A 26,074-nucleotide genomic window follows, 5' to 3' on the forward strand; every position below is an offset into this window, starting at 1 on the left:
TCTTTATGGCGTTCTGGATATATCTTTATTCAGTTTTTATCCTGCTTTTATGAACATATCCTTTTTTTCCATCTTTAGAAACTACCAGCCACCAGTCTCCGTTTTGATCTAAAACTTCAATTTTTTCTCCTGTGTTTATTTTTTGCAGGATTGGAGAAGAAGAACTTTTATCCTTTCTTAGATTAGTATAGCCGTCAGCATCTTGGATGTGATAAGAGCTTTTTGTATTTTGATTTTTCTCTACTCTACATTTTTTATCTCTCACATTTTCTTCAGGAATAGGTATTATTTTATCAGTCCATCCTGATTTTTGTATATCAATATTCTGAGGCACATCACAAATATATTTTACTGCATCCAGAGAAACATCCGACATTGTTTTATAGATAATATTTTTAAGGAGCCAAATATTATTCTGGAGGATAATATTATATTCTTTTTCATAACATCCACGATCAGGAAAGGATGTTTTTATAGTAAATCCTTTATTACCAGAGATTGGAAGGATATCACTAATAATATTACCTCCATCTTCGGAAAAATTTCTTGTTTCCAGCGCTAATGAATATTTTCCCTGCTTATCACCAAAAAAGATAAACAAATTTTCTCCCTGATAAGGTTTATTACTTACAATTTTGTCAGAGATACCATCTTTGTTGACATCAAAAGTTTTTATGAAATAATCTTCATTATTGATATAGGTTTCGAATGAACTTCTTTTAGTTTCATTTGAAGTATTTAATGATAATATTTCTTTGGCTATATTTTGTTTTTCAATTGTTAGATTAGCTAATAATACTTCATCTGGTTTTGGATGGGCAGAATGTAATAAAAAATTTAAAACTGATTCTGCATCATTTTTTGATAAAGAGTTTATTAGATCGTACTTTTTATTTGTTTTAATATATTCTATTGATTTTATTTTAAAATAATTTACAGCATCAGCTTCCCATTTCCCATTTTTAGAAATTTCTATTATTGAGGTTTCATATTTATTATATTGAGGCTTTTGAATTAGTGAAAACCAATAATCAATATAAGAGTTAGAATCTTTATAAAGAATTTGAGCTGAATCTTTTTCATCGTTCCAGCCAAATGTATTTTTGAAAGTTTGAAAATCCTTTGGGAAATTGTCTAAGAATTCTTTTTCTTTCTTATTTATAAAAGATTGTTCAAGATTTGTAATATTAATGTTTTTATTCCCTTCTTGTGAAGGGCTCTTGCATGATATTAATATAGCAAGTATTAATAAAAGTAATTTATTCATACGCTTGGGTAATTATAATTTTAGCATTTTTAATTCCTATTTCTTCCACATAGGTAAAGATTTCTTTTAGTTTATCTTTACTGCCACCAACAAAATCTGTAGATTTAGTTGTTCCAGGTAGTAAGCATCCTTCAGTATCATCTGCAGTATTACCAGAATGGATTAAGATTGCTCTGTCCTTAGATACAACATCGTTGAATAGCTTTAGTTCTTTTTTTATTTTTGTACCAGAATGCCATTCTAGATTGTAAGTTCCAATAGGAACACGTTGTTCTTTGCCTGAATCCGTAGTATCAGGTCCCTTTTCTTCAAGAATGAATCCTTTGATCTGAGTATTGTCAATTGTGAACTCTCCAATTGTTGATTTTTTAGTTTGCCATTTTCTAACTAATCTTATTGTTACTGAACTAGCCGGTCCATTACTAGGAGTTGGTGAAGCTTGGGCTTTATTTATACATTTTTGAGGATATTCAAATAATGTTTTCAATGTAATTACATAGGTCCTTCTTTCTTGTAGGCCATTTGCTCCTCCATTTACTAAATAACTTATCAAATCTACTTTATCATCATCAGCTATTAATCCCATATTTACTGTTCCATATTCCTTTTTTTTGCCATTATCTTCCCATGTAATTGTATTTTTAGGATAGTCAGGCTTGTGAATTTTTATATAGGAAGGAGCGTCAGCTGGGCCTTTCCATCTTGTGCCAACACTTAATATTTTTCCTTGTTTCCAATACCAACCGGCAGATTCACAGGCATTTGATAAAATATCAGAAACATTTTGAAAGTTTGTAACAACATCAATTCCAGAATAAGATTTATAGATTTTATAATTGTTTTTCCATGTTAACTGCATTAATCCTCTGCCTTTATATTTTTCACCATCTCCTTTTATTGTATTTCCACTTTTAATTGCATCTGGGTGTTTTCCAGGGTCATATTTAACTCCATCAGCGTATTCTTTCGCAGTTCGTAGACGATCAGTTTCATGATAAATTTGTGATAAAAAATGCAACTTTCTAAGGCAAGTGTTGATTTCATAACGATTGAAAATAGCATTTATTTGAATACGTAGTTTTTCTATGGTTATAGCTTCCTTATTTTATAAGATCAATTATTTTATTATTAATCATTTTATTATAATCTCCTTCAAAAAGTCCATTTTTATACTTTTTGTAATATTCTATTTTCGATGTTGAAAACTCATAATATGATTTACCTTGATCCTCATAGTATTTTCCATCTAAATAATTCGGATAATTCTTATAGTCATTATCGTCTTTAATGATATATTTACTAGGAATCTCAACTATAACGCTATCTTTAGTTTCAAAAACATTTAATATTTCAGAGTAACTAGTATTAGTTTCTTCGTAATCAGAGTTCCAATACATCACTCGTTGTCCTAATGGATACAAAACTTTATTTTTGTATAGGTACAATTTCCACCCAAAATGATTTTCACCATTTATGGGAAAAAAGATAATATAGTTTTTAGAGGTATTTGAAAAGTATATTATAGGAGAAGAGGTTTCTAAATCTTCATTATTTATTTTCCTAATTATAGCTTTTTCTATGTCATCGAAAACAAATGTTATAAGTTCATATTTGTTTTGATCACTTCCTTCAATAAGTGTATTTGATACAGAGAAATTTTTACAGTGTAAATAATAATTTCCTGTTTCAGTACTTTCTTCATTACAATTAATTTTAGCTAATTGGAGTAAGTTTTTAGTGTTATCTGATTTGCTTGAAACTTCGGCTGTTGATGTTTCTTTTTTAATGATTTTTTCTTCTTCTTTTTTCTGTCCTTGACAGGATAATAGAAAGAACGAAATTAGAATTGTTATTATCTTTTTCATATTATTAATCCCAAAACTTTTGTGCTATTTCTTTTTGATAATCTTTTTCTTTTTGTGACATTGTGTTTTCATCTTTGTAATAAACAAAAATACCTGGATGACATCGATTAGTTAATCCACCACCCGTGGCAGAACTTCTAATTTCAAAATGTAAGTGTGGGTCTTTAGTTTGTCCATAACCACTTGTACCATTTTTGCCAATGATTGTCCCACAGCTAATTTCTTGCTTGGCTTTTAACGATTTTTCTATCTCTTGTAAATGAGCATAAAATAGATAAAAATCTCCATTAAAGCTAAAACCTGGTCCGCTCTGTATTTCCCCCATGTTCGAATATTGTAAATTGAAATCTCTTTTTCTTTTTAAAAATTCTTTAGGATCTTTTACTTTCAAACAAATTACATTTCCATATCCTGATTGGATACTTATAAATTCTACATATGCATCAACACATGCATAAGCATTTGATCCTGGTAAGGCAAGAAAGTCTATTCCTTGGTGGTTGTGATTACTTCTTTCCTTTCTAACTGTTCCGAAAACATTATATCTAGGCCTGTAGTTCCCATTTTGAGTATATAGGCATAACATTGGATTGTCAACAGGGTCATGCCATTTAGTGCTTTTAGGAGGAGAACTTTGAGGAATTGTTGCATTACTTTCACATTTGAATATTTTTGGTTTATTACCTAAACCTTGGCTAAAACTAATATTATATCTACCTAATATTTCATTTCTTTGAATCTTTTTGTCATTGTTATTTTCTTCATCCACACTCTTGTTCTGTCTATATTTTTCACCATCTATATCTTTATCATATAAAACATAATCATCTTTTTTTCCAACACCTTTTGGGGCAAAAACATGTAAATAAATATCTTCTGGTGATTTAATTTTAGCTTTAGATTTTTCGAAGTATTTTTTTACATAGTCTAATTGTTTTACTTCACCCATTTTTGCAAACTTCAATTTCACTTCATGCAATTTATCAAATCCACTTCCTGATGCAAATTCTTCTATTGATTCTAATGCATCTTGAGTAAACTGAATGAGGCCAACAGCTCTAGAACTTTTTGAAACTATTTTTCCTGTTTTGTCCTTTTTATATAACCAGAAATCATCCTTTGTGATTGAGTTTATATCTTGTAAAGATTTACCCATTATCTGATGTGCTTTAAATGAACTTGCTGTTTCAACGTTCATCACAGCCATTAATCCATTGGCCATTTCAATTTTTCTATTTTCTCCCCATAATTCAGCACATATTTGCACTACTTTTTTTCTAAATTCACAACTCACTTTTCCGCCCCATACTAAATCTTTATACTGTTCCTGACAAATACAAGTTGATTTTTGTTCCGGCTTCGGCTGATTCTTCACCCCAGTCGCTGTATTCCCATTATTCTGCGGTCTCGGAGTTTCCAAAATATCCACATCAATAGTCTGAGACTTAGATGATATATTCAGAAAGATCACTTCCGCAAAGATTTCCTGTTGTCCGCCTTTCCAGTATTCTCCGCTATCCGGGTTCTTTTTATCATTTCCTAATTCTCCGGTTTTTTGCATAGCAGGAGTGAGTGGCATGGAAAGATTTATTTTGTCTGCCAGGAAAGTATGTTCATGGTTGTATAGCAGATCATTATTTCCTACCATATCATGTTCCCATATTTTAAGGATATATTTTTTGCCCACCAGATTTTTAGACTCTATATGAACAATTATGGTTTCCCCAAATTTAGGGTTTTTTGTAAATTCTTTGCCGTTTTTATCGGTCAGTTTTACCTGGGTAATTACTCCTTTTTTATCCGGTTGGTTATTAGGGGAGTGAGGTCTTGTAGACCCCTTTGGAGAATCCGGGTTAGGTTGTGGCTTAGCGCCTCCTGCAGGTTTATGGGGAGTGGAAGGAGCTTTATATTCTGGATTATCGGCATTGGCATTATCAGATGCTTTAATCTTTCCGTTGTATTCCGCGGTAACATAGTACTCATGCTGTTTTTTATCGTCTTCCCTCTGGTTGGCGATAGCGATATAGGTATTAAGCAGTGTAAAATTCCAACGGGCATACCCCTGGCTGTCTACCAGAACAGGCGGAGATTTTACGACAGATTGATTCTTTTTATTATGGCCGTCTCCCTTTTCATCATCTTCCCAGAGTGTGAAGACAATAGGCTCGCCTTCCAGCCCCTGGCATTTTGCAGTAGCCCACAGGCGGTCCCTATAGCTTAATTTTTTATTAACAGGAGTTCCATCCTGAAACGTAAGCTTTACACCAAGAATATCTTTTTCTTTTTGGGGAGCCTGCTGCTTATTCTTTTGAGGCTGTACAATGATAGACATTGGTTCTTTACCTTCAGGTTTATCGAGATATCCTTCAACTCTATAGGTATACTGCCACGCATCTTTACCAAATGTAAATTCGCCAACTTTTTTCTTGATATGAGTTGTGGTAAATTTACCATTCTCTCTCTTTCTGAACAGTTCCCAGGTAATAAGGGATTCATTTCGTTCGTTAGCCGGAGTATCGGGATACCATTCAGTAACTTTATAAAATGCTTTTTCTCCTGTTTTGGGAGCTGTATTGCCAGTGATTCTTAAAACGCCTTTTTTCGCCATGATCTTTAGTTTTTAGGGTTACCACGCTTCGGCCCCCTCTTCATCAGTTTCTGCCTGGAATTTTTCAAAGTTGACAACAGGATTATAAACCTGCTGTTCTTTAGCATCTGCACTATTCACCTGGCTTTTGCCAGCTTCGCTCTGCTGCCCGTGTTTCAGGATGGTAATTTTTCCGCCTGTGGTACACATCAGTTCAGAGATTTCAGTCAGGCAGCTTTTTCCCAGGATTTTTACCTTTTCATAAGGCTTTTGCCATTTTCCTGCAGCTGCATAAGCACAGGGAAGATATCCGCCGGCAGTAGGCTTAAGCTTACACTGTCCAAAAGGCTGAGCAGGAGGATCAAGCTGTATATCATCTTCCGTTACGGCAAGATAGTCTGCCTCACCTTCCTTATTATTCCAATAATGTTTTTGCTGGCTGGTTACCTTGAATTTAGGGAATTTGAAACCCTGGTTGCATTGCACGGTTCCTTTCTGGATAACAAAGTATTTTCCTTCATGAGGACCGGAACTGCCCTCATCATCTTTATCTTCCTTTTCTTCTTTTTTTTCCTGTTTTTGTTCTGCTTTTCCTGTTGACGGACTTTCACCGGGTTGTTCTTCTGAAGAAGATCCTTCGTTCATTACCTCATCTGTAGTTTCTTCCGGGAAAGCAGCAGGGGAGGATTGGGATTCCTTTTCTTCAGCCATAAACTGAGAATCTTCCGGAATGATAATTTTCTTTCCCGGAACAGGTTCCTGCATAACATCTTCCTGTGCGCAGTGGAGATTATGATAGGTTTTTAGGATGTCTTCGTTTTTCAGCTTAAACTGCTGAGCAAGTGAACTGAAGCTATCACCCTGCTGTATGATATAATTTTTCATATTATCCTTGTGTTATTGTGATGGTGTGTTGTTGAACTGATTCTGCTTCACGCGAGAGGTTTATACTGCCGTAGGCGCGAATAAGATTTTTATTTTTCCTGTGGGTGGTGTATTTAATGATAATTTCTCCTGAAACAGGGTTTTCAGGCGGTTGGTTATTTTTATATCCTGTTTTGAGTTCCTGCAGACTGTAAAATTCTATATTGTTTCCTGTTAAGGTGGTTATGATATGATCTTGATCTTCATTTTCATGCTCAATTTCCATATTGCATGAGACCGAAAAGGAGTTGGATAGAAAATAAAATGATTCTGTCCAGTTCGTTTTCTTATGAAACCAATCCATTTTAGGAAATAAGGTCTGAAATAACAAGGTACTCCGGAACTGTTGCAGGAAAAACTGCTCATCTGCAATATTCCTTTCGAAAGTATCCATGTATTTTTCGGATATTTGTCCGATAAAGAAGTCTTCAAGGCCCTTACGGTTTTCAGCAAATGTCTCCGTTATCTTTTTATGATCTGCAAGCCCGGTAATTTTACCTGAATCACTTAGGGTAAAATCAATTGGCATGATGCTTTTCATGCAGGCAAGGGAAAGCTCACTTATTTTACTTTCCGGAGTTTCACCATTGGTTTTGAAATGATCCTGACGGTAAGAAGTGGTATAAATATTTTTATTTTGGTCTTTACGAAAATCAAGACTAATCCTATAATCTATTGTTAAAGATTTTTCAAACGGGCTTTCAAAAGTTTCAGAGACCTGATAGGTCTTTGCAAAAAATGAAGCTGACAGCCGTAAAGGGGGAAGTGTATTTCTTCTTTCATAATCCTTTTGTTTTTCGGTTGTAATATGGATGGGAACAAAAATGCTTTTCACTTCATTAAGATGCTCAAACCATATCCGGTCTATTTTTTGACAATGGGAATTATGAAATAGTTTAAGTTCTTCTCCCGTTATGCCTAACCGGGAAGCAATGGAATTCAGGGTATCACCGTTACGAACCTTATATTCTAAAAAATCAATTTCCATCCAGAGTGAATTATAGTATAAAGCTATAAAAAAACTAAAATTGAAATTAATTTTCAGGATTAAATTTTAAAAATTGTAGTAAAACTACGACAAAGGATTCTTCAGGATTTGATTTCAGTCTATGAAAAGATTTAATAATTTTGTGGGAATGAAATGCCTAAATGATGCTAAGCTTTCCACTCTAAACATAATGGTATGAAAAATAAATGTTTACAGATTTCCCTGATGATATTGTTAACTTCCCATTTGGGATATGCCGCAAAGTTCTTTCATCAAAATTCAGAATTTCCTGTAATAAAAAAGGATACGGTAAGGATTAAGGAAAGCCTTAATGAGGAAGATATTGAAGCTAATGAATATCTGAAAGACCGGTTGAAACCTATTCAGGCTAATTTTAAGAGAATCAATTCTATAGCTAAATGGACTTCCATCAAAAAGAAAAGTATTGAAGGAGAGTCTGCCGAAGGCGGGGAGGCAACCTATTATTATAAAAATAACCGTCTGGAAAAGATTATGGCCAGACATTACGGAGAAACCGGGCAGTCTCTGATTGAATACTACCTGCTCAACGGAAAGCTATCTTTTGTTTTTGAAAAAGATTACCAGTATAATCGTCCGCTTTTCTATGATGCTAAGGCCATGAAGGAAAATAATGATACGGAAGCTTTTGATTTTGAAAAATCAGAGATCACTGAAACCAGAAATTATTTTGAAGGCGGATCCCTGCTGCATATTGTTAACAGTCAGGATTGTGGAGCTCCTTTCAGCAGAAATTATATGAAAGAGCAGGATAAAAGCTTAAAAGATGATTTTAAAAGGCTTCTTAAGCTTGAGAAAGAAAAGTAATTATTTTTATCTCACTGTATAATCACATCGATATATTTTAAATTATAAAGTGAATTACATTGCTACGGTTTTAAGTAATAATAAAAACTAAAAGTAACTTCCAGCTTCCATCTTATTAAACTTAAATATTTAAATCTTTTGGTTAAGAATTGGGTTTATTTTGCCTCTTTAATAAGGGAAAGACGTTCTTCAACCTCTTTAATCTTATTGATCCAGTAATTGATACCTTCCTGATTTGTCACCGTTTCTTTAAAGGCATTGCGGTTAACAGTCCATAGTTTGGAGCCATTTCTTTGATATTCAATTTCACGTTCTCTTTTCGTTTCCGGCTCTATACGGTATCTCCAATAGACTAATGAGCGCATATATTCTGCCCGTATTTTTTCAAGATATTGAATAATGGCTTTGCGGTCCTGCGGAATGTATCCTGGCCCGGAACAGCCACATGAATGAAAAGTAATTCCTACAGTATAAAGATCCCGGATATGTGCCCACTGTTTATGGTCATTTTTTGCCGGCGATTCAAAGTCCAGCCCCATATTGGCCATCAGATTGCCACATTCGGGGCACTTGGCTTCTACGGAAACCTGGGCTTCTCTGTCTACATCTTTTAAAACACGACGTTTGAAGGTTTTCTGACAGTTGAAACAGGCATAATGACATTTGTAAACCATCATGGCATATCGGCACATAGTTAATCTTTTGTTTTTTGTAGTTATTAATTATTTTTCTTCCTCATAGCTGAACCCCATAAAGCTGCTGGACTTCAACTTCTATTGCCTTGAAATAATACCAAAAATATCCGGTTTTCACATCCCACCTATTTTGATATTTTTCTTTATAAAAATCAGTCTCTTTCAGCTGATTCAGCAGTAATCCTTTGTACAGCTGAGTATCGAAGCCAATCAATTTCAGAGTTCCATTTTCATTGTTAACCAGCATATTCACAAAAATTGAAGCTATAAATATACCCGTTTTTTCTTTACAGACAACGAATAAAATTTACAGCTTCCAGTAGAAATAGAAAATATCGGTGTTACGGATTGGATATAATTAATGTTGATGGAATATCAGAGAGCCATAGACTCTTCGTATCGATCAGGTTTTTCCAGCTTTTGCTGCTGATGAGCATCAGATCCTGAGAATTCAGAAATTCTTTTTCAATTTTTTTCTCGTTATATAAAGTGATGTGGTTAGGTGCAACCTGTTCAATGCTTCGGATCAGCTCTTTCACTTCAATATTGTTACGGATCTGTCCTGCAGCATCCAAAATAATGATCTGAGAATTATTGTTGTTAATCAGTCTTTTTGCATATTCAAGAAGATAAAAATCACTCAGATTAAAGATCGGAACAAATACCTTATCTGCAGCTGTAAAATCCTTTTCTACCAGCACACCCACAGGAATATTGGTTTTATCCAGGATCTGTAAGGTAAAATCGTCAAAAGGGGAGTTGTTGAAGATATTTCCTTTTCCTTTTACCGTGTTCAAAAGTTTTTCAGGGTTAATAATCTTGGTGGTAAAACCTAATAATCTTCCTAATAAACTTCCTTCATACATAGATTTTCCAAGCATAATAAGCAGGAGATCATAATGACCTTTGTTGGTAATGCTGGTAAGATCATTTTCTATATCAGTAGAGGCTTTAAAAAGGGTTGTGACTTCCAGGTTGAGTTCATGCGATTTCTCAATGACATTCTGGAACTGGGATTCTTCATATTCATTCATATCATAGGCATGCAGCTCATTTACCGGAGCAATATTCATAGCGGTGATGCTTTTATTCCCATTCATTTTATGCGTGAAATCATGTGCCAGTTTCAATAGTGTACTTCCGGATTCCGGTTTGTCAAAAGATAGCAATACCCTGTATTTCGAATCGTTGGCAGGATCAACGGGTTCCCCTTCATCCTTTTTAGATTTGAAAATAAAATTAATAAAATCTAAAGCCGGACCTGTCATAAAAGTAGTGAACAAGGCCATAATTACAAGCATTGCAAAGATTTCAGGGCCTAATACCCCAAGGTCATATCCAATATTCAGGACGATAAGCTCCATTAAACCTCTGGTATTCATGAGAGCACCTATAGTTAAGCTGTCTTTCCAGTTTATTCCGACAAACTTTGCGGTGAGGGCGCTTCCTGCAAATTTTCCAATAACGGCCGTTAGAATAATAAATCCGGCGGTCATCCAGAGGTGGCTGTCATTCAGTAAGCCGATTTGAGTACGAAGTCCCGTAAAAACAAAGAATAAAGGAAGGAGGAGTACTAATGCCACATCTTCTACTTTATCAATAAACAAAGTACGGAATTTAGTATTTTCCGGCATGATGGCTCCAGCCATAAACGCTCCGAATAAAGCGTGGATTCCGATTACCTCGGTAATATACGATGACAAGATCAAGGTCAGGAAGAAAATAGCCACCATCGGTTTGCTGATCGTACTTTTTCCAGCCTGAAGATCCCCGATTCTTTTCAGGAACGGTCTTACGATTTTAATCATCAGAAATACATAAGCAACTGCCATAATGATAACATAGATGGAACTTGTAAAAGAACCTGCTTTTACGATAGCAATTACAGCTGCAAGAATACACCAGGCCGTAATATCATCTGCCGCAGCACAGGTAATAACGATGGTTCCAAGCTTGGTTTTCTGAAGATTTCTTTCCTGAACGATTCTTGCCAATACCGGAAAGGCCGTAATACTCATAGAAATGGCTATAAATAAAGCAAAAGAAGTAAACTGAATACCCGCAGGTGAAAATTCCTGATAAATAAAATAAGATAATCCGATTCCGAGAGCAAAAGGAATGATGATGCTGGCATGGCTTATCACTACAGCATCATGTGCTTTCTTTCTTAAAACACTCAGATCCAGCTCCATTCCTACAATGTACATGAATAGAATGAGTCCTATCTGGCTCAGGAACTGTAAGTTTCCTAATGATTCTTTAGGAAAAAGAAATGCTGAAAATTCAGGAAAATACATTCCTACAAGAGAAGGTCCCAAAACAATCCCCGCAATCATTTCTCCAATTACAGAAGGCTGTTTGATCTTCATACAGATCCATCCGAACAGCCTTGCTGTGAGAATAATGGTAACAATCTGCGCCAGTAATAATGCTAAAGGGTGGTGGAGATTCGTTTTAAATGATTCCTGGAAGTTGTCCCAGGTAGATCCGGTACTTGTTTTAGTAACAATATTCTCCTTGATCTCCAATGTCTGCCCTTCAATAATAAAGAAGTACATCAGACAGGAAAAGACCGCTATGGTAATAATGTAGAAAATTAAATTTCTGTATTTCCCCCAATTCATGATTCCTAATATTTTGATGCAAAGTTGGTAAGAATAAATTGAGATTAAAATACCTTCTTTTTAAAATGTAATGAATATGGTAAAAAATGTAATAAAAATCTCAATAGAGAAAAAACTCTCGCAGATTGTGCAGATAACGCAGATTTTTATAGATTTATCAATGCTATTTTGTAAACAGCTCCATTAATGAACTTTTGTAAGCATCACCAATCTGGAGCTTAAGGAAATGATCATCTTCAGCAGGAATAGTAGTAATAATTTCGTTGGTTCCCAATACCTTAATGGAAGATAATGCAATGATCTCTTTTTTATTAACCTGTGCAAAATCTTTGGATGGAAGCATTTCCAGAAGGGTTTTAAAATTAAGATTCTTTAAAACGATCGTGGTTCCGTCATTGAGAATAATATCCTTATCGCGGCTGTCAATTTCTGAAGTTTTGATGTAAGCAATTTGTTCCGTTAAAATAACGGTTTTCCCGATGTTGCTGTTCCACTCAATAAAGGGTTTCTTCTGAGTGGTACTGATCTGTTCCTTGGCCTTTTCAAAAGCCTGGATCAGGCGCTCTTTTTTGACCGGCTTTCGTACATAATCAACCACATTCAGGTCGAAGGCTTCTGCCGCATATTCTTTATAAGCGGTAGTGAAGATGATTTTTTTGGAACCGGAGATGATTTCTGCGACCTGAAGCCCAGTCATTCCCGGCATTTCAATGTCCAGGATGCATAGATTACAGTCCAGGGAATCAATTTCATTCAGGAAGATTTTAGGATCATTGAATGCTTTTATCACTTCTACATCGTCAATCTGTTCGCATAGAAGTTTCAAATAGCTGATGGCTAATAATTCATCATCCAGAATAACGCATTTTATCATAGAATTCTCCTAAATTGATTTTTAATTCTGCAGTGAAGATACCGTTTTTTGAACTTTTTTCCAGGTGGTAATGGCTGTTGTAGATCATTTTTAATCTTTGATCCAGAGACTGGCTTCCAAAACCGCTTTTTTCCTTTTCCAGACTATTTTTTAAAGAAGCTTTATTGCTTACTTTCATGGTAAATACTCTGCTTTCCAGTTCTATAAAAATGGAAATGAAGGAATCCTGAGCCAGAAAATCAGTATGTTTAAAAGCATTTTCAATAAGATCAACGGAAATAAGCGGGGCAAAAACCTTTTCTTCATAGATAGAATCCGTTTTATCGATCTTGAATTTGATCCTGAAGTCGAAGAGAGGATTCACCTTAATTTTATTGATCTCAATAAGGCTTAATGCGAAGTTGAGTTCTTCTTTTGGGCTTACGTATTTATTGTTGCTTTCGTATAAAATATAATCCAGCACATTCGCCAGCTTATCCAGAGACATATAGGTCTGATAAGCGTGGGACTGAACAGAGTTAAGGATATTTTTAAAAAGATGCGGATTCAGTTTGGTTCCTATATGCTCCAGACGGACCTCATTCAGTCTTTGTTCTATAATTTTGTTGGCTTCTGAAAGCTTGGTATTTTTCTGTTTAAGCTTCTGGTTTTGACTAAACAGATAAATACCTGTTGTAAGGAAAAAGAAAATGGCAAACACTCCGATGAATATCAGATAATCATGAATCATGTAGTAATTGCCTTCCATATACTTGTTTTTTTGAAACTATCTTAGCTTCTTAAGTGCGTTTATCGTTACGGTTTCCTCACACTTTTCAAAAGTGATCTCGTAAGACGGATTTTTTTCAGGATACGTCAGAAGATAGTCAGGACATGGCTTCTTTTGTGCATGACTTCTGTCGAAATCCACTTTCCCGTTGGTGATGATGCTGTCTTTTACAAACTTTTCATCAATTTTATAAGTAGCCATAGCAGCTTTAGCTTCATCAGAATATTTGAATTCTTTAGAAAGAGATTCAGCAATTACTCTGCTGTTAGGTAGATAACCACTGCAGCTTGCGCCTTTTTTGTTTAATATAAAAAATACGATAAGCAGCCCCGGAACGAAGCCTATTGCATAAAATTTAAGTTTTTTCATTTAGAAAATTAAAAGATTGATATCGTGGTACGTAAGTCCGAAACGGTCACAGATGATCTTTTTAGTATGTCTTCCTTTATACATATATAAGCTCTGCTTCATTTCATTTTTGCGGATCAGCATGTTTTCAAAGCCGCCCTCTTCGTCATAATTTAAAATATAGGAAAGGAAGAAATTTGAGATAGCCTTTGTAGTGGTTCTCGGCATTCTTGAAGTAAGATTCGGAAGTCCGCAGTGGATTACACCATGCTTGATAACATAAGGATCTTCCATGGTGGTTAACTCCGAGGTTTCAATAACCTTGCCGTTGTCTATGGTAATATCGATAATAACACTGCCTTTTTTCATTTTCATCACCATATCCTCAGTCACAATAGGGGTCATATTTAATCTTGGAAGCGCTCCAATCACTACATCAGCACGTCTTAAGCTTTTGCTGAGTTCTTTAGGATCGATGATGGAAGTAGGCACACGGCTGTCTACCATGGTATGAAGCCTTCTTAATTTTGATAATGAGTTGTCGAAAACTTTTACACTTGCCCCTAAACCGATAGCGGCTTTGGTGGCGAATTCACCTACAATCCCAGCTCCAAGGACCACTACTTCAGCAGGTCTTACCCCTGTAATTCCACCAAGCATTAACCCATTGGAAAGCGCTAATAATTCTGAAGCATATAAAATAGAAACAGTTCCTGCAATTTCACCGATTAATCTTACCAATGCAAGCTGTTTGTATTCATCCACGATAAATTCAAAGGCAATGGCATTTATTTTTTTCTCTGCAAGTTTAAGGAAGTATTCCTTGTCTCTGAGGTTGATCTGAAGTGCTGAAACCATATATGTATTAGGCTTCATATAATCTATTTCATCCAGAGTAGGAGGGTTGATCTTCAGGATCAGATCCTGCCCGAATGCTTCTTTAGGATCATTGGTAATTTTTGCCCCAGATTCGGAATATTGTAAATCTGTAAAAAATGAACCCTGTCCGGCCCCGGATTCTATGATAATCTCATGGCCGTGCTCTACCAATACCTGTACGGCGTCCGGAGTAATGCAGGTTCTCCTTTCGTTAAGACAGGTCTCCTTAGGAATTCCAATACTGAATTGTTTTCCTTTCTTTATAACCTCCAATTTTTCCTCTTTCGGCATCAATTCTTCTTCTGTGAAAGGAGTAAAAATATTTGTACTCATCCTTAAATTAAATTATGTCTTACAGATTGTTATTTTAATACTGAATTAATAAGCAAAGATACATAATATTTACTCGAATGAAACTTCTCTGTTTTCACCCGTATTCACAATACTCATTGTGTGGTAGTTGAGCCCGTAGAGCTCTTCCTCATATACTTCCGGCCACTCAATGATGCACAAAAAAGAATTGTCAAGATATTCTTCAATACCAATATCATACACTTCTTCGATGTTTTTTAAGCGGTAAAGATCAAAATGGAATACTTTCCCTTTGGGAGTATTGTATTCATTAACGATGGAATAAGTAGGAGAGCTTACTTCATCCGTACTTCCCAGATTTTTAAGTAAGATTTGGGAGAAAGTGGTCTTTCCTGCACCCAGATTTCCTTTTAATAAAAGGATATTATGTTGTAATTGAGGAAGAATGCTGTCAACAACTTCCTGCCAGTCTTCAATTGTATGTATAGTGAACTGCATAGGCTGATTTGTCTGCAAAAATAATGAATAAGTTTTAGAGTGGAAGCTTTTTGGGGGAATAGAGTGGGAGGGTATGGGTGTTTTAGAGTGAGAGAGTGGGAAAACATTGTTTTTAAAATTTTTGAGCTATTAAGGCTTTTCAGGGGATAAGAAGAGTTAAGAATATAACTAAAGCTATTGATGAAGCGGTATTTCTTATTCATCTTGATGAGTCTTGACTTAATTAGATTCTGTTTTTCTTAATAATTTAACGCTGGTGGGAATGTAATTTTATTATTTTTACTCATAAGAATTACAATACAACTCTTTCCTCAAATTTTCCAACTTGGATAAAATACTTAATTTTGCAGCATGATTTCTAAGCAGACAATAGACAAAATTTTCTCAACGATACGGGTAGAAGAGATAGTGGGAGAGTACGTTCAGTTGAAAAGAGCGGGGTCTAATTATAAAGGACTCAGCCCGTTTCACGATGAGAAGACTCCCAGTTTTGTGGTGTCTGCCAGCAAGCAGATCTGGAAAGATTTCTCCACCGGAAAAGGAGGAACTGCCATCTCTTTCCTGATGGAAATTGAGAACTTTACCTATCCCGAAGCCCTGCGTCATGCTGCCAAGAAATACGGAATTGAAATTGAAGAAGATCAGCGTGAAATTTCCGAAGAAGCCAAACATGCCCAGACGGAAAAAGATCTGCTGTATAAAATTCATGAAGTGGCCAATACCTATTTTCAGGAAGTCCTTTGGGATAATGAAGAAGGTAGAAGCATAGGATTATCCTACTTTAAAGAAAGAGAGCTTAGAGATGACATTATTAAGAAATTCCAGCTTGGATATTCTCCTGAGCAAAAGAATGCGTTTACAGCATATGCTTTAGAAAAAGGATATTCTAAAGAGATTCTTGAAAAATCAGGACTATCTATTTTCCCGGAAAACACGCCAGCTGGAGTTGACCGATTCCGTGAAAGGGTAATTTTCCCAATCCATAGCTTTTCCGGAAGGGTTTTAGGTTTCGGTGCCAGAATTCTTAAGAATAATGCAAAAACAGCAAAATATCTCAACTCACCGGAAACGGAGATCTACCATAAATCCAATGTTCTTTACGGATTAAACCAAAGTAAGCAGGCTATTTCAAGAAAGAATGGCTGTCTTTTGGTGGAAGGGTATATGGATGTGATCTCACTCCACATGTCCGGTATTGAAAATGTTGTGGCAAGTTCCGGAACTTCACTTACCACTGAGCAGATCAAGCTGATTAAGAGGCTTACGGAAAATGTAACAATTCTCTTCGATGGTGATAATGCAGGTATAAAAGCCAGTTTCCGAAGCATTGATATGCTTTTGACGGAAGGAATGAACATTCGTGTTCTGCTTTTTCCTGATGGTGATGACCCGGATTCTTTTGCCAGAAAACATCCGCAGGAATATGTAGAAAAGTATATTGAGAATGAAGCGATGGATTTCATCGACTTTAAAGCGGAAATTCTGTTGAGGGATGTAGGAAATGATCCTATTAAAAAAGCAGAGGCCATCCGTGATATTGTAAAATCGGTGTCCTTTGTACAGAACGCGCTGAAAAGGGAAGTATACCTGAAGGAGGTATCCAATAAATTCGGACTTTCTGAACAGAGTCTTTTCAACGAGCTGGATGTCCAGAAACAGATTACGCAGAACCAGACTCATCATGTTCAGCAGCAACAGAAGGAAAAAGCTGCTCCCAAGCTGGAGATTGTTCCTCTGGATAAGGAAAAGGAAGATCCTTTTCTGTTTGATGTACTGTTTATGGAAAATAAGCTGGTAGATCATATGCTGATGTTTGGAGATGTTGTACTGAAAAGAAGAGATGAGAATAATGAAGAATATCAGATCACGGTCATTGAAGAAATCCTTCATCACTTTGAAGAGGAACAGTATACATTTTTAGTCAAAGAAAATGAGATTATCATCAACCAGGTGAAAGAAGGAATTCAGAAAGATGAATTGAGAAGTGGAAACTTTTTTGTATCTTTTATGGATGAAGAAATAACCACAAAGGTAGTGGATGCACTGATTCCTTTGGATGAACTGGAAAACTGGGCTTCCAGAAATATTTATCCGCCCAATTATGGAGATAAAGTGGCAGACCAGATCAAAGGAGATATCTTGCTACATAAATACAGATATATTGATTATCTGATTAAGGAAACAGCAAAAGAACTGGATCAATATAGTACCACTGATGAAGCAAAGTATTATGAACTGATTAAAAAGATAACCCTGTTGAAGCAGGCTTCCATCAGATTAAGTAATATCATTGAGTATTCGCCCATCAAGGGCATCTATGTGGATAGGAAAAGATAATGTAAAGACAAAAGGATTCAGTATTCTGTGACAAAAAGTCCTATAAAATTTTAGGAATAAATATTGTAATTTAAACTTTGAAAATATTTTTAAAATAATACATAATATAAATATGGACATTAAAAAGGAATTCAGAGATTTCTCTGTAAAACATTTAGGAAATAACGGTTTGGTTACCGATCAGTATATGGGAATGTATGGCCCAACGAATTTAACTCCGTACATCATGGAAGAAAGAAGATTAAACGTTGCTCAGATGGACGTTTTCTCCCGTCTGATGATGGACAGAATTATCTTCCTTGGAACAGGAATTGACGATCAGGTAGCGAATATTGTTACTGCTCAGCTTTTATTCTTAGAAAGTGCAGATCCGTCTAAAGATATTCAGATCTATATCAACTCTCCTGGTGGTAGTGTATATGCCGGTTTAGGTATTTATGACACAATGCAGATCATTAAGCCTGATGTAGCAACAATCTGTACTGGTATGGCCGCTTCAATGGGAGCTGTATTATTGGTGGCAGGAGAAAAAGGAAAACGTTCTGCGCTGAAGCACTCAAGAGTGATGATTCACCAGCCTTCAGGTGGTGCTCAGGGAGTAGCTTCTGATATGGAGATCAACTTAAGAGAGATGCTGAAATTAAAGCAGGAGCTTTATGACATCATTGCTCACCATTCAGGACAAACTTATGAGTGGGTAGAGAAATCTTCTGACAGAGATTACTGGATGACTTCTGAAGAAGCTAAGAGTTACGGAATGGTAGATGAAGTTCTTCAGAGAGCAGAGAAAAAATAATTGATTGTACATCATATTGAAAAACGCATCCAACTTGGATGCGTTTTTTTGTTGGCCACCAATGTTCATTATTATTGCATTCACTTTCAGGGGTTATTGTTAAAATACAATTATCATTGCATTCAAGATCAGTTTATAATCAATTTATACTTTCGCGCCATAAAAGTTTATATGAAAAGATTACTATTATCTATTTTGATGATATCTGTAGTATGGTCATGCAGTAAAGATGATGACAACACTATAAATAACCAGGATATTAATTACTCTAAATTTCCTCAGGAGTTTCCTTTTACAACGCTGGCAACAGTAAACGGAGCAGAGGTAATTAATGGCGGATTCGGTTCCGGAGCGGCAGCACATCCAACAAGAAAAGGAGAGTTTTATGTTATCACAGACCGTGGCCCGAATACTGATTATAAAAGTGGAAAGAAATTCTTAATCCCTAATTTTACTCCTACCATTATGCATTTTAAAATTAATGCAGAAGGAAAGGTGGAAGTGATTAAATATATTAAACTTAAAAACCCATCCGGACAACCTATTACGGGGCTTCCCAATCCTGCAGGACTGGGAAGTACAGGTGAGGTGGCTTATGATGCTGCAGGAAATGAACTTGGGAATGATAAATATGGGTTAGACAGTGAAAGTATTGTGGCAGCACCCGATGGTACTTTCTGGGTTTCTGATGAATACGGCCCACACATAGTTCATTACAGTGCCGAGGGAGTGGAGCTGGAAAGAATAAGCCCGATTGGAGTAAATACAGGAAATAGAAAGTTACCTGCTGTGTTAGCGAAAAGAAGAGCCAACAGAGGAATGGAAGGTCTTTGTATAACTCCGGACGGAAAGACATTGGTAGGAACAATGCAGTCAATGATGTTTGTCCCATCAAAAGCCTTGGCAACAAATAAAACTTTAACAAGAATAGTAACTTTCGATATCACCACCGGAAAAACCAAACAATATCTTTATAAACAGGATGGCGGAGCTTCCGACTCTGTTTGTGACATTACAGCATTAAGTAATAATGAATTCCTGGTGATTGAAAGAGACGGTAACTTCGGAACACAGGGCGGAATTAAAAAGGTATATAGGATCAGTTTAAATGATGCAACGGATGTAACGGGAACTGACCTTGCAGCCGTAGACGGAATGAAGGTGAACGAAAAAGCCCTTGAACAGTGCAGCTGGGATGAACTTGCTAATGCAGGAATTAAGCCTGTTTCTAAAAAATTAGCGGTTGACCTGGTTGCTAAAATAGGATATGAACATGATAAATTTGAGGGGATTGTTTATTTAGGAAATAATAAACTGGCTGTTTTCAATGATGATGATTTTGGAGTAGTAGATGATGGTAACGGAAACCCTAAAGCTAAAATCCTTCCTAAAACAGGGAAGGTTGACAAAGGAACTATGTACGTAGTCGATATTCAATAATTAGATTTTTTTAACGGAAAACGGCGGAATTTATTCCGCCGTTTTTTATGTACAGACATTGAATAATTCAATGGAAATGGGCTTTAGCCCGTTTGTAAAATAGATATAAATTCCAGTCGCTTTAGCCCAAAAAAACTATAATAAAACCCTTGAAGATTACTCCAAGGGTTTTATTTTCTATATTCTTCTCAATTAATTGAATGCTTCAATAATTTTAGAGAAATCCTCTAATTTTAAAGCAGCACCGCCAATAAGACCACCGTCAATATCAGGCTGAGAGAAAATTTCCTTCGCATTATCCGGTTTTACTGAACCTCCGTAAAGGATAGAAACCTCATCAGCAACTTCCTGGCCATATTTAGCAGCAATGATATTTCTGATATGTGCGTGAATTTCCTGAGCCTGCTCCGGAGTTGCCGTTTCTCCTGTTCCGATAGCCCAAACCGGTTCGTAAGCGATTACTACCTTTTTGATTTCTTCAGCAGAAAGCGTGAAAAGAGCTACTTCAGTCTGGTTTTTCACTACTTCAAGGTGTTGTCCGGCCTTTCTTTGTTCAAGGGTTTCTCCATTACAATAAACAGGAATTAGACCTTTATCAAGAGCTAATTTTACTTTTCTGTTACAGTGAGAATCTGTTTCTCCATGGTACTGTCTTCTTTCAGAATGCCCGATTAAAGAACCTGTTGCATCAATAGATTCCAGCATATCAGCAGAAATTTCTCCTGTATACGCACCGCTTTCATGCTCACTCATATCCTGAGAGAATACTCCAATTTCATCCTTTTCAAAAATGTCTTTAGCCATCATTAAGTATAAAGATGGTGGAGCAATCCAAACTTCACAGTTGGTAGCATTATTGTTTTTATAGCTTAGTAACTGAATCATTAATTGTTGTGCATCAATTACATTTTTGTTCATTTTCCAGTTGCCTGCAACTATTTTTCTTCTCATAAGATTTATATTGATTTTATTTTACTTTTTAATTAATCCCGCATTTTAAATCTGCGTTATCTGCAAAACCTGCGAGAGTTTTTATTATTTGTTAATTCCTTCTAATTTAAACATGAAAGCATACACCAAAGCAAGATCCTTCAGATAATCAAATCTTCCGGAAGCTCCGCCATGGCCATAATCCATGTCTGTTTTTAATAACAAAACGTTCTTATCTGTTTTCATATCTCTCAGTTTGGCTACCCATTTGGCAGGTTCAAAATACTGAACCTGAGAATCGTGTAAACCGGTAGTTACCAGAAGATTCGGATAATTTTTCTTTTCGATATTTTCGTAAGGAGAGTAAGATTTCATGTAGAAATAAGCCTCCTTATTGCTAGGATTACCCCATTCGTCATATTCGTTGGTTGTTAAAGGAATACTGGCATCAAGCATAGTATTGACAACATCTACAAAAGGGACCTGTGAAATAACACCATTCCAAAGATTAGGACTCATATTAACAACGGCTCCCATCAATAAACCTCCGGCACTTCCACCCTGGGCATATAAGTGCTTTGGCGATGTATATTTTTCTTTCACCAGATATTCTCCGGAATCAATAAAATCGGTAAATGTATTTTTCTTTTTCATCATTTTCCCGTCTTCATACCACTGTCTTCCCATTTCCTGGCCGCCGCGGATGTGAGCAATAGCATAGGCAAAGCCTCTGTCCAGAAGACTCAGTCTTGTGCTGCTGAATGTAGCATCCATAGAGTTGCCGTACGAGCCGTAAGCATACAGTAATAACGGATTGCTTCCATCTTTTTTAAATCCCTTTTTATAAACTATGGAAATCGGAATCTTCGTTCCATCCTTGGCTGTAGCAAAAAGCCTTTCGGTAATATAGTTTTCTTTATTATAACCACCTAAAACTTCCTGTTGTTTCAGAAGGATTCTTTTTCCTGTTTTCAGGTCCTGCTCATATTGAGAGCTTGGCGTAATCATAGAAGTATATCCGAAACGGAAGTTATCGGTATTATATTCGGGATTTCCTGATGGATAAACAGTGTAAGCCGCTTCATCAAATTTCAGAAAATCTTTTTTACCGGTTTTTCTGTCATAGATTACCAATTGAGAAAGCCCGTTTTGTCTTTCGCTGAATACCAGATAATTCTTAAATTCAGTAATTCCTTCCATCAGAACATCTTTTCTGTGTGGAATAAAATCTTTCCAGTTCTCAACATCTGTCTTGTTTAAAGGAGTTTCTACAATTTTAAAATTAAGAGCATCCTTATTAGTGGTGATTAAAAATTTATCCTCAAGTGGAGTAACATCATATAGGACATCTTTTATTCTAGGCTGAAAAACTTTAAATGTTCCGTTAGGGTCATTAGCATCTAGATATCTTGTTTCAGAAGAAGTGGTAGCCTGGGAATAAATCATAATGAATTTCTCATTCTTGGATTTTCCTACACCAATATAGTTGGTTTTATCTTTTTCCTCATATACAAGAGCATCCTTTGAAGAATCAGTTCCCAAAGTATGTCTGAAAATCTTTTCCGTTAAAAGAGTTTCCGGGTTTTTTGAAGTATAAAATATCGTTTTGTTATCATTCGCCCATGTGGCTGTTCCGGTTGTATTTTTAATACCGAGATCAATGGTTTTTCCTGTAGACAGATCCTTTAAAAATAATTTATACTGTCTTCGGGATACATCATCCACACCATAAATCATTTTCGTATTATCCGGGCTGATACTGAAACCTGAAGCAGAATAGTAGGAATGACCTTCAGCCTGTTTATCTACATCCAGAAGAATCTCTTCAGGAGCAGTAAGACTGCCTTTTTTCCTACAGTATTTAAAATATTGTTTTCCTGTTTCTGTACGGGTGTAATAATAATATCCGTTTTTAAAAACCGGAACAGACTCGTCTTTTTCCTTAATTCTGGCCTTCATTTCCTGGAAAAGCTTTTCTCTGAAAGGTTCTGTATCTTTCATCATGTTTTCCCAATAGGTGTTTTCAGCCTTTAAATAATCAACAACTTTGGTAGAGTCTTTTCCTTTTTTAAAATAATCGATCATCCAGTAATAAGGATCATTAACCTTATCACCATGGATTTCTCTGATGTGTTCCTGCTTTTCTGCAACAGGAGCTTTCAAATCCGGAAATTTCTGAGATTGAAATGTGGATGCACTCATTACTAATAATCCTAGATAAATTTTTTTCATGATAGTTTTTTATTTCAATGAGAATTACAATCCCCATAAGTTTTTCAGCAGAACATAGAAGGTGTGCTCTTCTTCAGTTACCTTATTGTCTGCTTTAATGAGAGACTTGGCAAACTGAACAAATTTTACGCGCTCATCCTCTGTAGAATCCTCATGGAAGCATCTTGCATGGAATTCAAAGTGGTCTTTCCATTCTTCAGGCTGTAAAAGAGCCAGTGTCTCAAGTTCATTGTCAAGATTCATTCTGAACGGAAATTCATCTGCCAGATATTGCTGTACCAGCATTCCTTCTTCAGGAGCAAACTCTCCGTCTACAGAAGAAAGGATCATTAATAAGTGGTAACCGGCGATAGATTTATTTGATTTTTGCATGTTTTAATATTTTTTTACTAGATAGTCTAAGTTATTTTCTTCTAAAATTTTATCAAGATATTTTCCTCTGCTGCTTGATTTTCTTTGATAAGGAGCGAATTTTTGAGCTACTTCGTTAAACTCTTCACTCAGCTTTATCAGTTCTTCTGATTCATCATCGGTAAGTTTTTTATCAGATAGTTGGGTGTTGAAATGAATCAGTTTTTTTACTGCAATTTCCTTTTTTACAATTTCCTCTTCCGTAGAATGCAATGTACAAATCCCATATATCCCGTTACAATAGGCGGCCCATTCACTTTCAAATATTTCATCTAGTTTTTCCTGTTCCGGAAAAGAGGTTTTGAGCATACCATCATAAGCAAAGTTTTTATGAGGATGGTTGATCAGATGTTGGATGAAATTTCCTTTAAACTCTTCCTTGTATTGATGAATATCTTTTAAATCTTTATTCTTTTTAATCAATGAAATACAGTTTTTACTGAAATATTTCTCTGTAATCTCATTTTCAAATTCATCGTTAAGAGGTGAAGTTATTCTAATAGTCCGGGAAACCGTATAAGAGTGCTGCGGAACTAATTGATTTTGAATAAGTACAGCCAATTCATCCTTGTTGATATTTGTTATATTACATAATTCATCTTCTGTAATATAATGTTCATTAATATAATTGAAATTTTGGTCCATTAGTGTTGAAGTAATTAGTTGATATAGTCCTTTGCAGGCTGCTTGTCTACGATTTTTCCGTTTTGAAGAATTAGTACAAAAGGATTACTTCTTGCAATAGTTTTAATGGCAGTACCATCCATCATAGCATTTTTGATAGTTTTAAAAGTATTCTGGTCTGTTGAAACCCCGTAGATAAGCGCTCCTTTCTGAGCATTTACTTTTGCTTCTACTTTTTGAAGAAGATCAGCAGAAACCTCTTTCGGATGGTAAGAGAATACTAAAATAGCTTTTGGTGCTTTGATGATTTCCTCTGTAAGTTCCATTCCTGTAGGATCTTCAATCTTGAATTTTACAATCTCAGATTTATATCCTTCTTTTACAAGTACAGATTCATTTTTTCCTTCTTCAATTTTCCAGGGAGAACCCTCTGCCCAATATTTTGTCTCCTTGATGTAATCGTCCTGATTTACCTTTAAAACTTCACCGGTCTTTTGATTTTTTAAGGAATAAAAAGTCTTATATTCTGATGGGTTTTTATTTATTTTGTCTTTCTCTCCTTTAATGTCTGTCCCGATTTTGTAATCACGGAAATCGATGATCGGTTCATGCATAATTCCCTGTGCCATAATGTAGATCATTCCCAAAGAAAACACAGCAAAAAGAATGTATTTGAATTTTCCTGTAGATTCTTTTCTGCTACTGCCGTACTCATCCGTTTTACGGAAATCTTTTCTGTAAAGGACAAACAGAAGAATAAGGCCTGCAAGAAGAGCCACATCTTTAAAGAAACTCTGCCAGGGTGTAAATTTAATAGCATCTCCGAAGCATCCGCAATCTGTAACCACATTAAAATAGGCGGAATAGAAGGTAAGGAAACCAAAGAACACACAAAGCGCAATTAAAGCTGATAAGGTAAATTTAAGCTTCATTTTCAGCAGCAGCATAAATCCTAAGAAAAGTTCCAGCACAACAACAATAATTGAAAACAGCAGGGCAAATTTTTCAAAAAACGGCATATTGAAAACAGCAGGTGAAAAATATTCCTCCATTTTAAAGGAGAATCCTACGAGATCCACAGCTTTTACAAAACCTGAAAGGATAAAAATAACCGCGATAATAAAGCGTAATAAACCTTTGATCATATTAAATAGTTTTGGGTTCGAATTGAGTCTTTTGTTCAGAGAATTTAATCAGGCAGAAAACAGCATAATTCAGCATATCGAAATAGTTGGCATCAAGTCCTTCAGATACAATGGTCTTTCCCTGATTATCCTCAATCTGCTTGGTTCTTAATACTTTCTGATAGATTAAATCTGTAATCGAAGAAATTCTCATGTCTCTCCATGCTTCCCCATAATCATGGTTTTTTCTTTCCATTAAAGACTGTGCTTCATGGGAATATTTGTCATACAGACTTAAAATTTCTTCCTTATTTTCATTAAAATCATTGGAAAGCCCTTTTTCAAGCTGAATAAGCCCAATGATAGAATAGTTGACAATTGCGATAAATTCATCTTCCTCACTTTCATCCACCATTTTTACATCAGTCATTTGCAGCGTACGGATTCTGTTAACTTTGATATAAATCTGATCCGTAATGGAACTTGGCCTTAAAACCCTCCACGCAGGCCCGTAATCCTGTAACTTTTTACTGAAAAGATCACGGCACTGACTGATAACTTTCTCGAACTGTACTGATGTTTTTGACATAAAATTTCTTAATCTTCCAAATATACGAATTCGGTTTTGTTTATGAAATGAGTTTGACTTGAATCATGTTCGTATCTTGTAGAGTAGGAGAGTTCTATAGTAGAAGTCTATTAGA

24 protein-coding genes are annotated in these 26,074 nt (G+C 35.6%); 4 read left to right on the forward strand and 20 right to left on the reverse strand.

All coding sequences use genetic code 11. The annotated features are described in order from the left end of the window. Positions 1-25: 25 nt before the first annotated feature. The 6 genes from EG339_RS13165 to EG339_RS13190 all read right to left on the reverse strand — a co-directional run bounded on the left by EG339_RS13165 (position 26) and on the right by EG339_RS13190 (position 7,631). Positions 26-1,267: an SH3 domain-containing protein gene (locus EG339_RS13165; RefSeq protein ID WP_123870449.1), complete on the reverse strand. Its 1,242-nt coding sequence runs from the start codon at positions 1,265-1,267 to the stop codon at positions 26-28. Beyond that, entirely contained in the window at positions 1,260-2,285 is a 1,026-nt protein-coding gene (locus tag EG339_RS13170) for a DUF5675 family protein (protein ID WP_228459618.1), read from the reverse strand. The genes EG339_RS13165 and EG339_RS13170 overlap by 8 nt, the downstream gene beginning before the upstream one ends. Before the next feature lie 82 nt (positions 2,286-2,367). Continuing rightward, entirely contained in the window at positions 2,368-3,132 is a 765-nt protein-coding gene (locus EG339_RS13175; RefSeq protein ID WP_123870451.1) for a hypothetical protein, read from the reverse strand. A gap of 4 nt (positions 3,133-3,136) precedes the next feature. After that, a complete protein-coding gene (locus EG339_RS13180) occupies positions 3,137-5,740 on the reverse strand; it encodes a M23 family metallopeptidase (protein ID WP_123870452.1) in 2,604 nt (867 codons plus the stop codon). Between the two features lie 18 nt (positions 5,741-5,758). Then, positions 5,759-6,604: a DUF4280 domain-containing protein gene (locus EG339_RS13185; RefSeq protein WP_123870453.1), complete on the reverse strand. Its 846-nt coding sequence runs from the start codon at positions 6,602-6,604 to the stop codon at positions 5,759-5,761. A 1-nt stretch (position 6,605) separates the two neighbouring features. After that, positions 6,606-7,631: a LysM peptidoglycan-binding domain-containing protein gene (locus EG339_RS13190; protein ID WP_123870454.1), complete on the reverse strand. Its 1,026-nt coding sequence runs from the start codon at positions 7,629-7,631 to the stop codon at positions 6,606-6,608. 195 nt (positions 7,632-7,826) lie between these two features. Here EG339_RS13190 and EG339_RS13195 point away from each other — a divergent pair, with 195 nt between their 5' ends. Further along, positions 7,827-8,477: a hypothetical protein gene (locus EG339_RS13195; RefSeq protein WP_123870455.1), complete on the forward strand. Its 651-nt coding sequence runs from the start codon at positions 7,827-7,829 to the stop codon at positions 8,475-8,477. A 155-nt stretch (positions 8,478-8,632) separates the two neighbouring features. On the opposite strand, the gene EG339_RS13200 is transcribed toward EG339_RS13195, so the two are convergent. The 8 genes from EG339_RS13200 to tsaE all read right to left on the reverse strand — a co-directional run bounded on the left by EG339_RS13200 (position 8,633) and on the right by tsaE (position 15,476). Continuing rightward, a complete protein-coding gene (locus EG339_RS13200; RefSeq protein ID WP_123870456.1) occupies positions 8,633-9,169 on the reverse strand; it encodes a hypothetical protein in 537 nt (178 codons plus the stop codon). A 43-nt stretch (positions 9,170-9,212) separates the two neighbouring features. Further along, positions 9,213-9,419 (reverse strand): hypothetical protein, encoded by a 207-nt coding sequence (locus tag EG339_RS13205; protein WP_123870457.1) that lies wholly within the window; start codon positions 9,417-9,419, stop codon positions 9,213-9,215. 94 nt (positions 9,420-9,513) lie between these two features. After that, positions 9,514-11,796, reverse strand: coding sequence for a cation:proton antiporter (locus EG339_RS13210; protein ID WP_123870458.1), 2,283 nt, complete (start codon positions 11,794-11,796; stop codon positions 9,514-9,516). A 163-nt stretch (positions 11,797-11,959) separates the two neighbouring features. Next, a complete protein-coding gene (locus EG339_RS13215; RefSeq protein WP_123870459.1) occupies positions 11,960-12,670 on the reverse strand; it encodes a LytR/AlgR family response regulator transcription factor in 711 nt (236 codons plus the stop codon). Further along, entirely contained in the window at positions 12,645-13,418 is a 774-nt protein-coding gene (locus tag EG339_RS13220) for a sensor histidine kinase (protein WP_123870460.1), read from the reverse strand. The genes EG339_RS13215 and EG339_RS13220 overlap by 26 nt, the downstream gene beginning before the upstream one ends. A gap of 18 nt (positions 13,419-13,436) precedes the next feature. Then, the gene (locus tag EG339_RS13225; protein WP_123870461.1) at positions 13,437-13,808 is read right to left on the reverse strand and encodes a DUF4258 domain-containing protein; all 372 of its coding nucleotides are present in this window, start codon (positions 13,806-13,808) and stop codon (positions 13,437-13,439) included. Beyond that, entirely contained in the window at positions 13,809-14,999 is a 1,191-nt protein-coding gene (locus EG339_RS13230; RefSeq protein ID WP_123870462.1) for an alanine dehydrogenase, read from the reverse strand. Positions 15,000-15,068: 69 nt separating this feature from the next. Continuing rightward, positions 15,069-15,476 (reverse strand): tRNA (adenosine(37)-N6)-threonylcarbamoyltransferase complex ATPase subunit type 1 TsaE, encoded by a 408-nt coding sequence (gene tsaE / locus EG339_RS13235; RefSeq protein WP_123870463.1) that lies wholly within the window; start codon positions 15,474-15,476, stop codon positions 15,069-15,071. A 351-nt stretch (positions 15,477-15,827) separates the two neighbouring features. On the opposite strand from tsaE, the gene dnaG reads away from it, so the two are divergent. The 3 genes from dnaG (at position 15,828) to EG339_RS13250 (ending at position 20,049) form a co-directional block, all read left to right on the forward strand. Further along, positions 15,828-17,813, forward strand: coding sequence for a DNA primase (gene dnaG / locus EG339_RS13240; RefSeq protein WP_123870464.1), 1,986 nt, complete (start codon positions 15,828-15,830; stop codon positions 17,811-17,813). Positions 17,814-17,925: 112 nt separating this feature from the next. After that, positions 17,926-18,609, forward strand: coding sequence for an ATP-dependent Clp endopeptidase proteolytic subunit ClpP (gene clpP, locus EG339_RS13245; RefSeq protein WP_066697282.1), 684 nt, complete (start codon positions 17,926-17,928; stop codon positions 18,607-18,609). A gap of 171 nt (positions 18,610-18,780) precedes the next feature. After that, positions 18,781-20,049 carry an esterase-like activity of phytase family protein gene (locus tag EG339_RS13250; protein ID WP_123870465.1) on the forward strand — a complete coding sequence of 423 codons (1,269 nt, stop codon included), beginning with the start codon at positions 18,781-18,783 and terminating at the stop codon, positions 20,047-20,049. A 192-nt stretch (positions 20,050-20,241) separates the two neighbouring features. On the opposite strand, the gene tpiA is transcribed toward EG339_RS13250, so the two are convergent. The 6 genes from tpiA to EG339_RS13280 form a co-directional block, all read right to left on the reverse strand. Continuing rightward, positions 20,242-21,000, reverse strand: a complete 759-nt coding sequence (gene tpiA, locus EG339_RS13255) for a triose-phosphate isomerase (RefSeq protein ID WP_123870466.1) — start codon at positions 20,998-21,000, stop codon at positions 20,242-20,244. Between the two features lie 84 nt (positions 21,001-21,084). Then, positions 21,085-23,211 carry a S9 family peptidase gene (locus EG339_RS13260; protein ID WP_123870467.1) on the reverse strand — a complete coding sequence of 709 codons (2,127 nt, stop codon included), beginning with the start codon at positions 23,209-23,211 and terminating at the stop codon, positions 21,085-21,087. Between the two features lie 24 nt (positions 23,212-23,235). Next, the gene (locus EG339_RS13265; RefSeq protein WP_123870468.1) at positions 23,236-23,583 is read right to left on the reverse strand and encodes a TerB family tellurite resistance protein; all 348 of its coding nucleotides are present in this window, start codon (positions 23,581-23,583) and stop codon (positions 23,236-23,238) included. Between the two features lie 3 nt (positions 23,584-23,586). Then, on the reverse strand, positions 23,587-24,267 hold the full coding sequence (locus EG339_RS13270; protein WP_123870469.1) for a DUF6058 family natural product biosynthesis protein: 681 nt from the start codon (positions 24,265-24,267) through the stop codon (positions 23,587-23,589). 14 nt (positions 24,268-24,281) lie between these two features. After that, a complete protein-coding gene (locus tag EG339_RS13275; protein WP_123870470.1) occupies positions 24,282-25,391 on the reverse strand; it encodes a BT_3928 family protein in 1,110 nt (369 codons plus the stop codon). A gap of 1 nt (position 25,392) precedes the next feature. Beyond that, entirely contained in the window at positions 25,393-25,959 is a 567-nt protein-coding gene (locus tag EG339_RS13280; RefSeq protein WP_123870471.1) for a DUF1599 domain-containing protein, read from the reverse strand. Positions 25,960-26,074: the final 115 nt, after the last annotated feature.

Origin of the sequence: Chryseobacterium bernardetii, from assembly GCF_003815975.1 — a bacterium.
In the GTDB taxonomy this organism is placed as follows: Bacteria; Bacteroidota; Bacteroidia; order Flavobacteriales; family Weeksellaceae; genus Chryseobacterium; species Chryseobacterium bernardetii.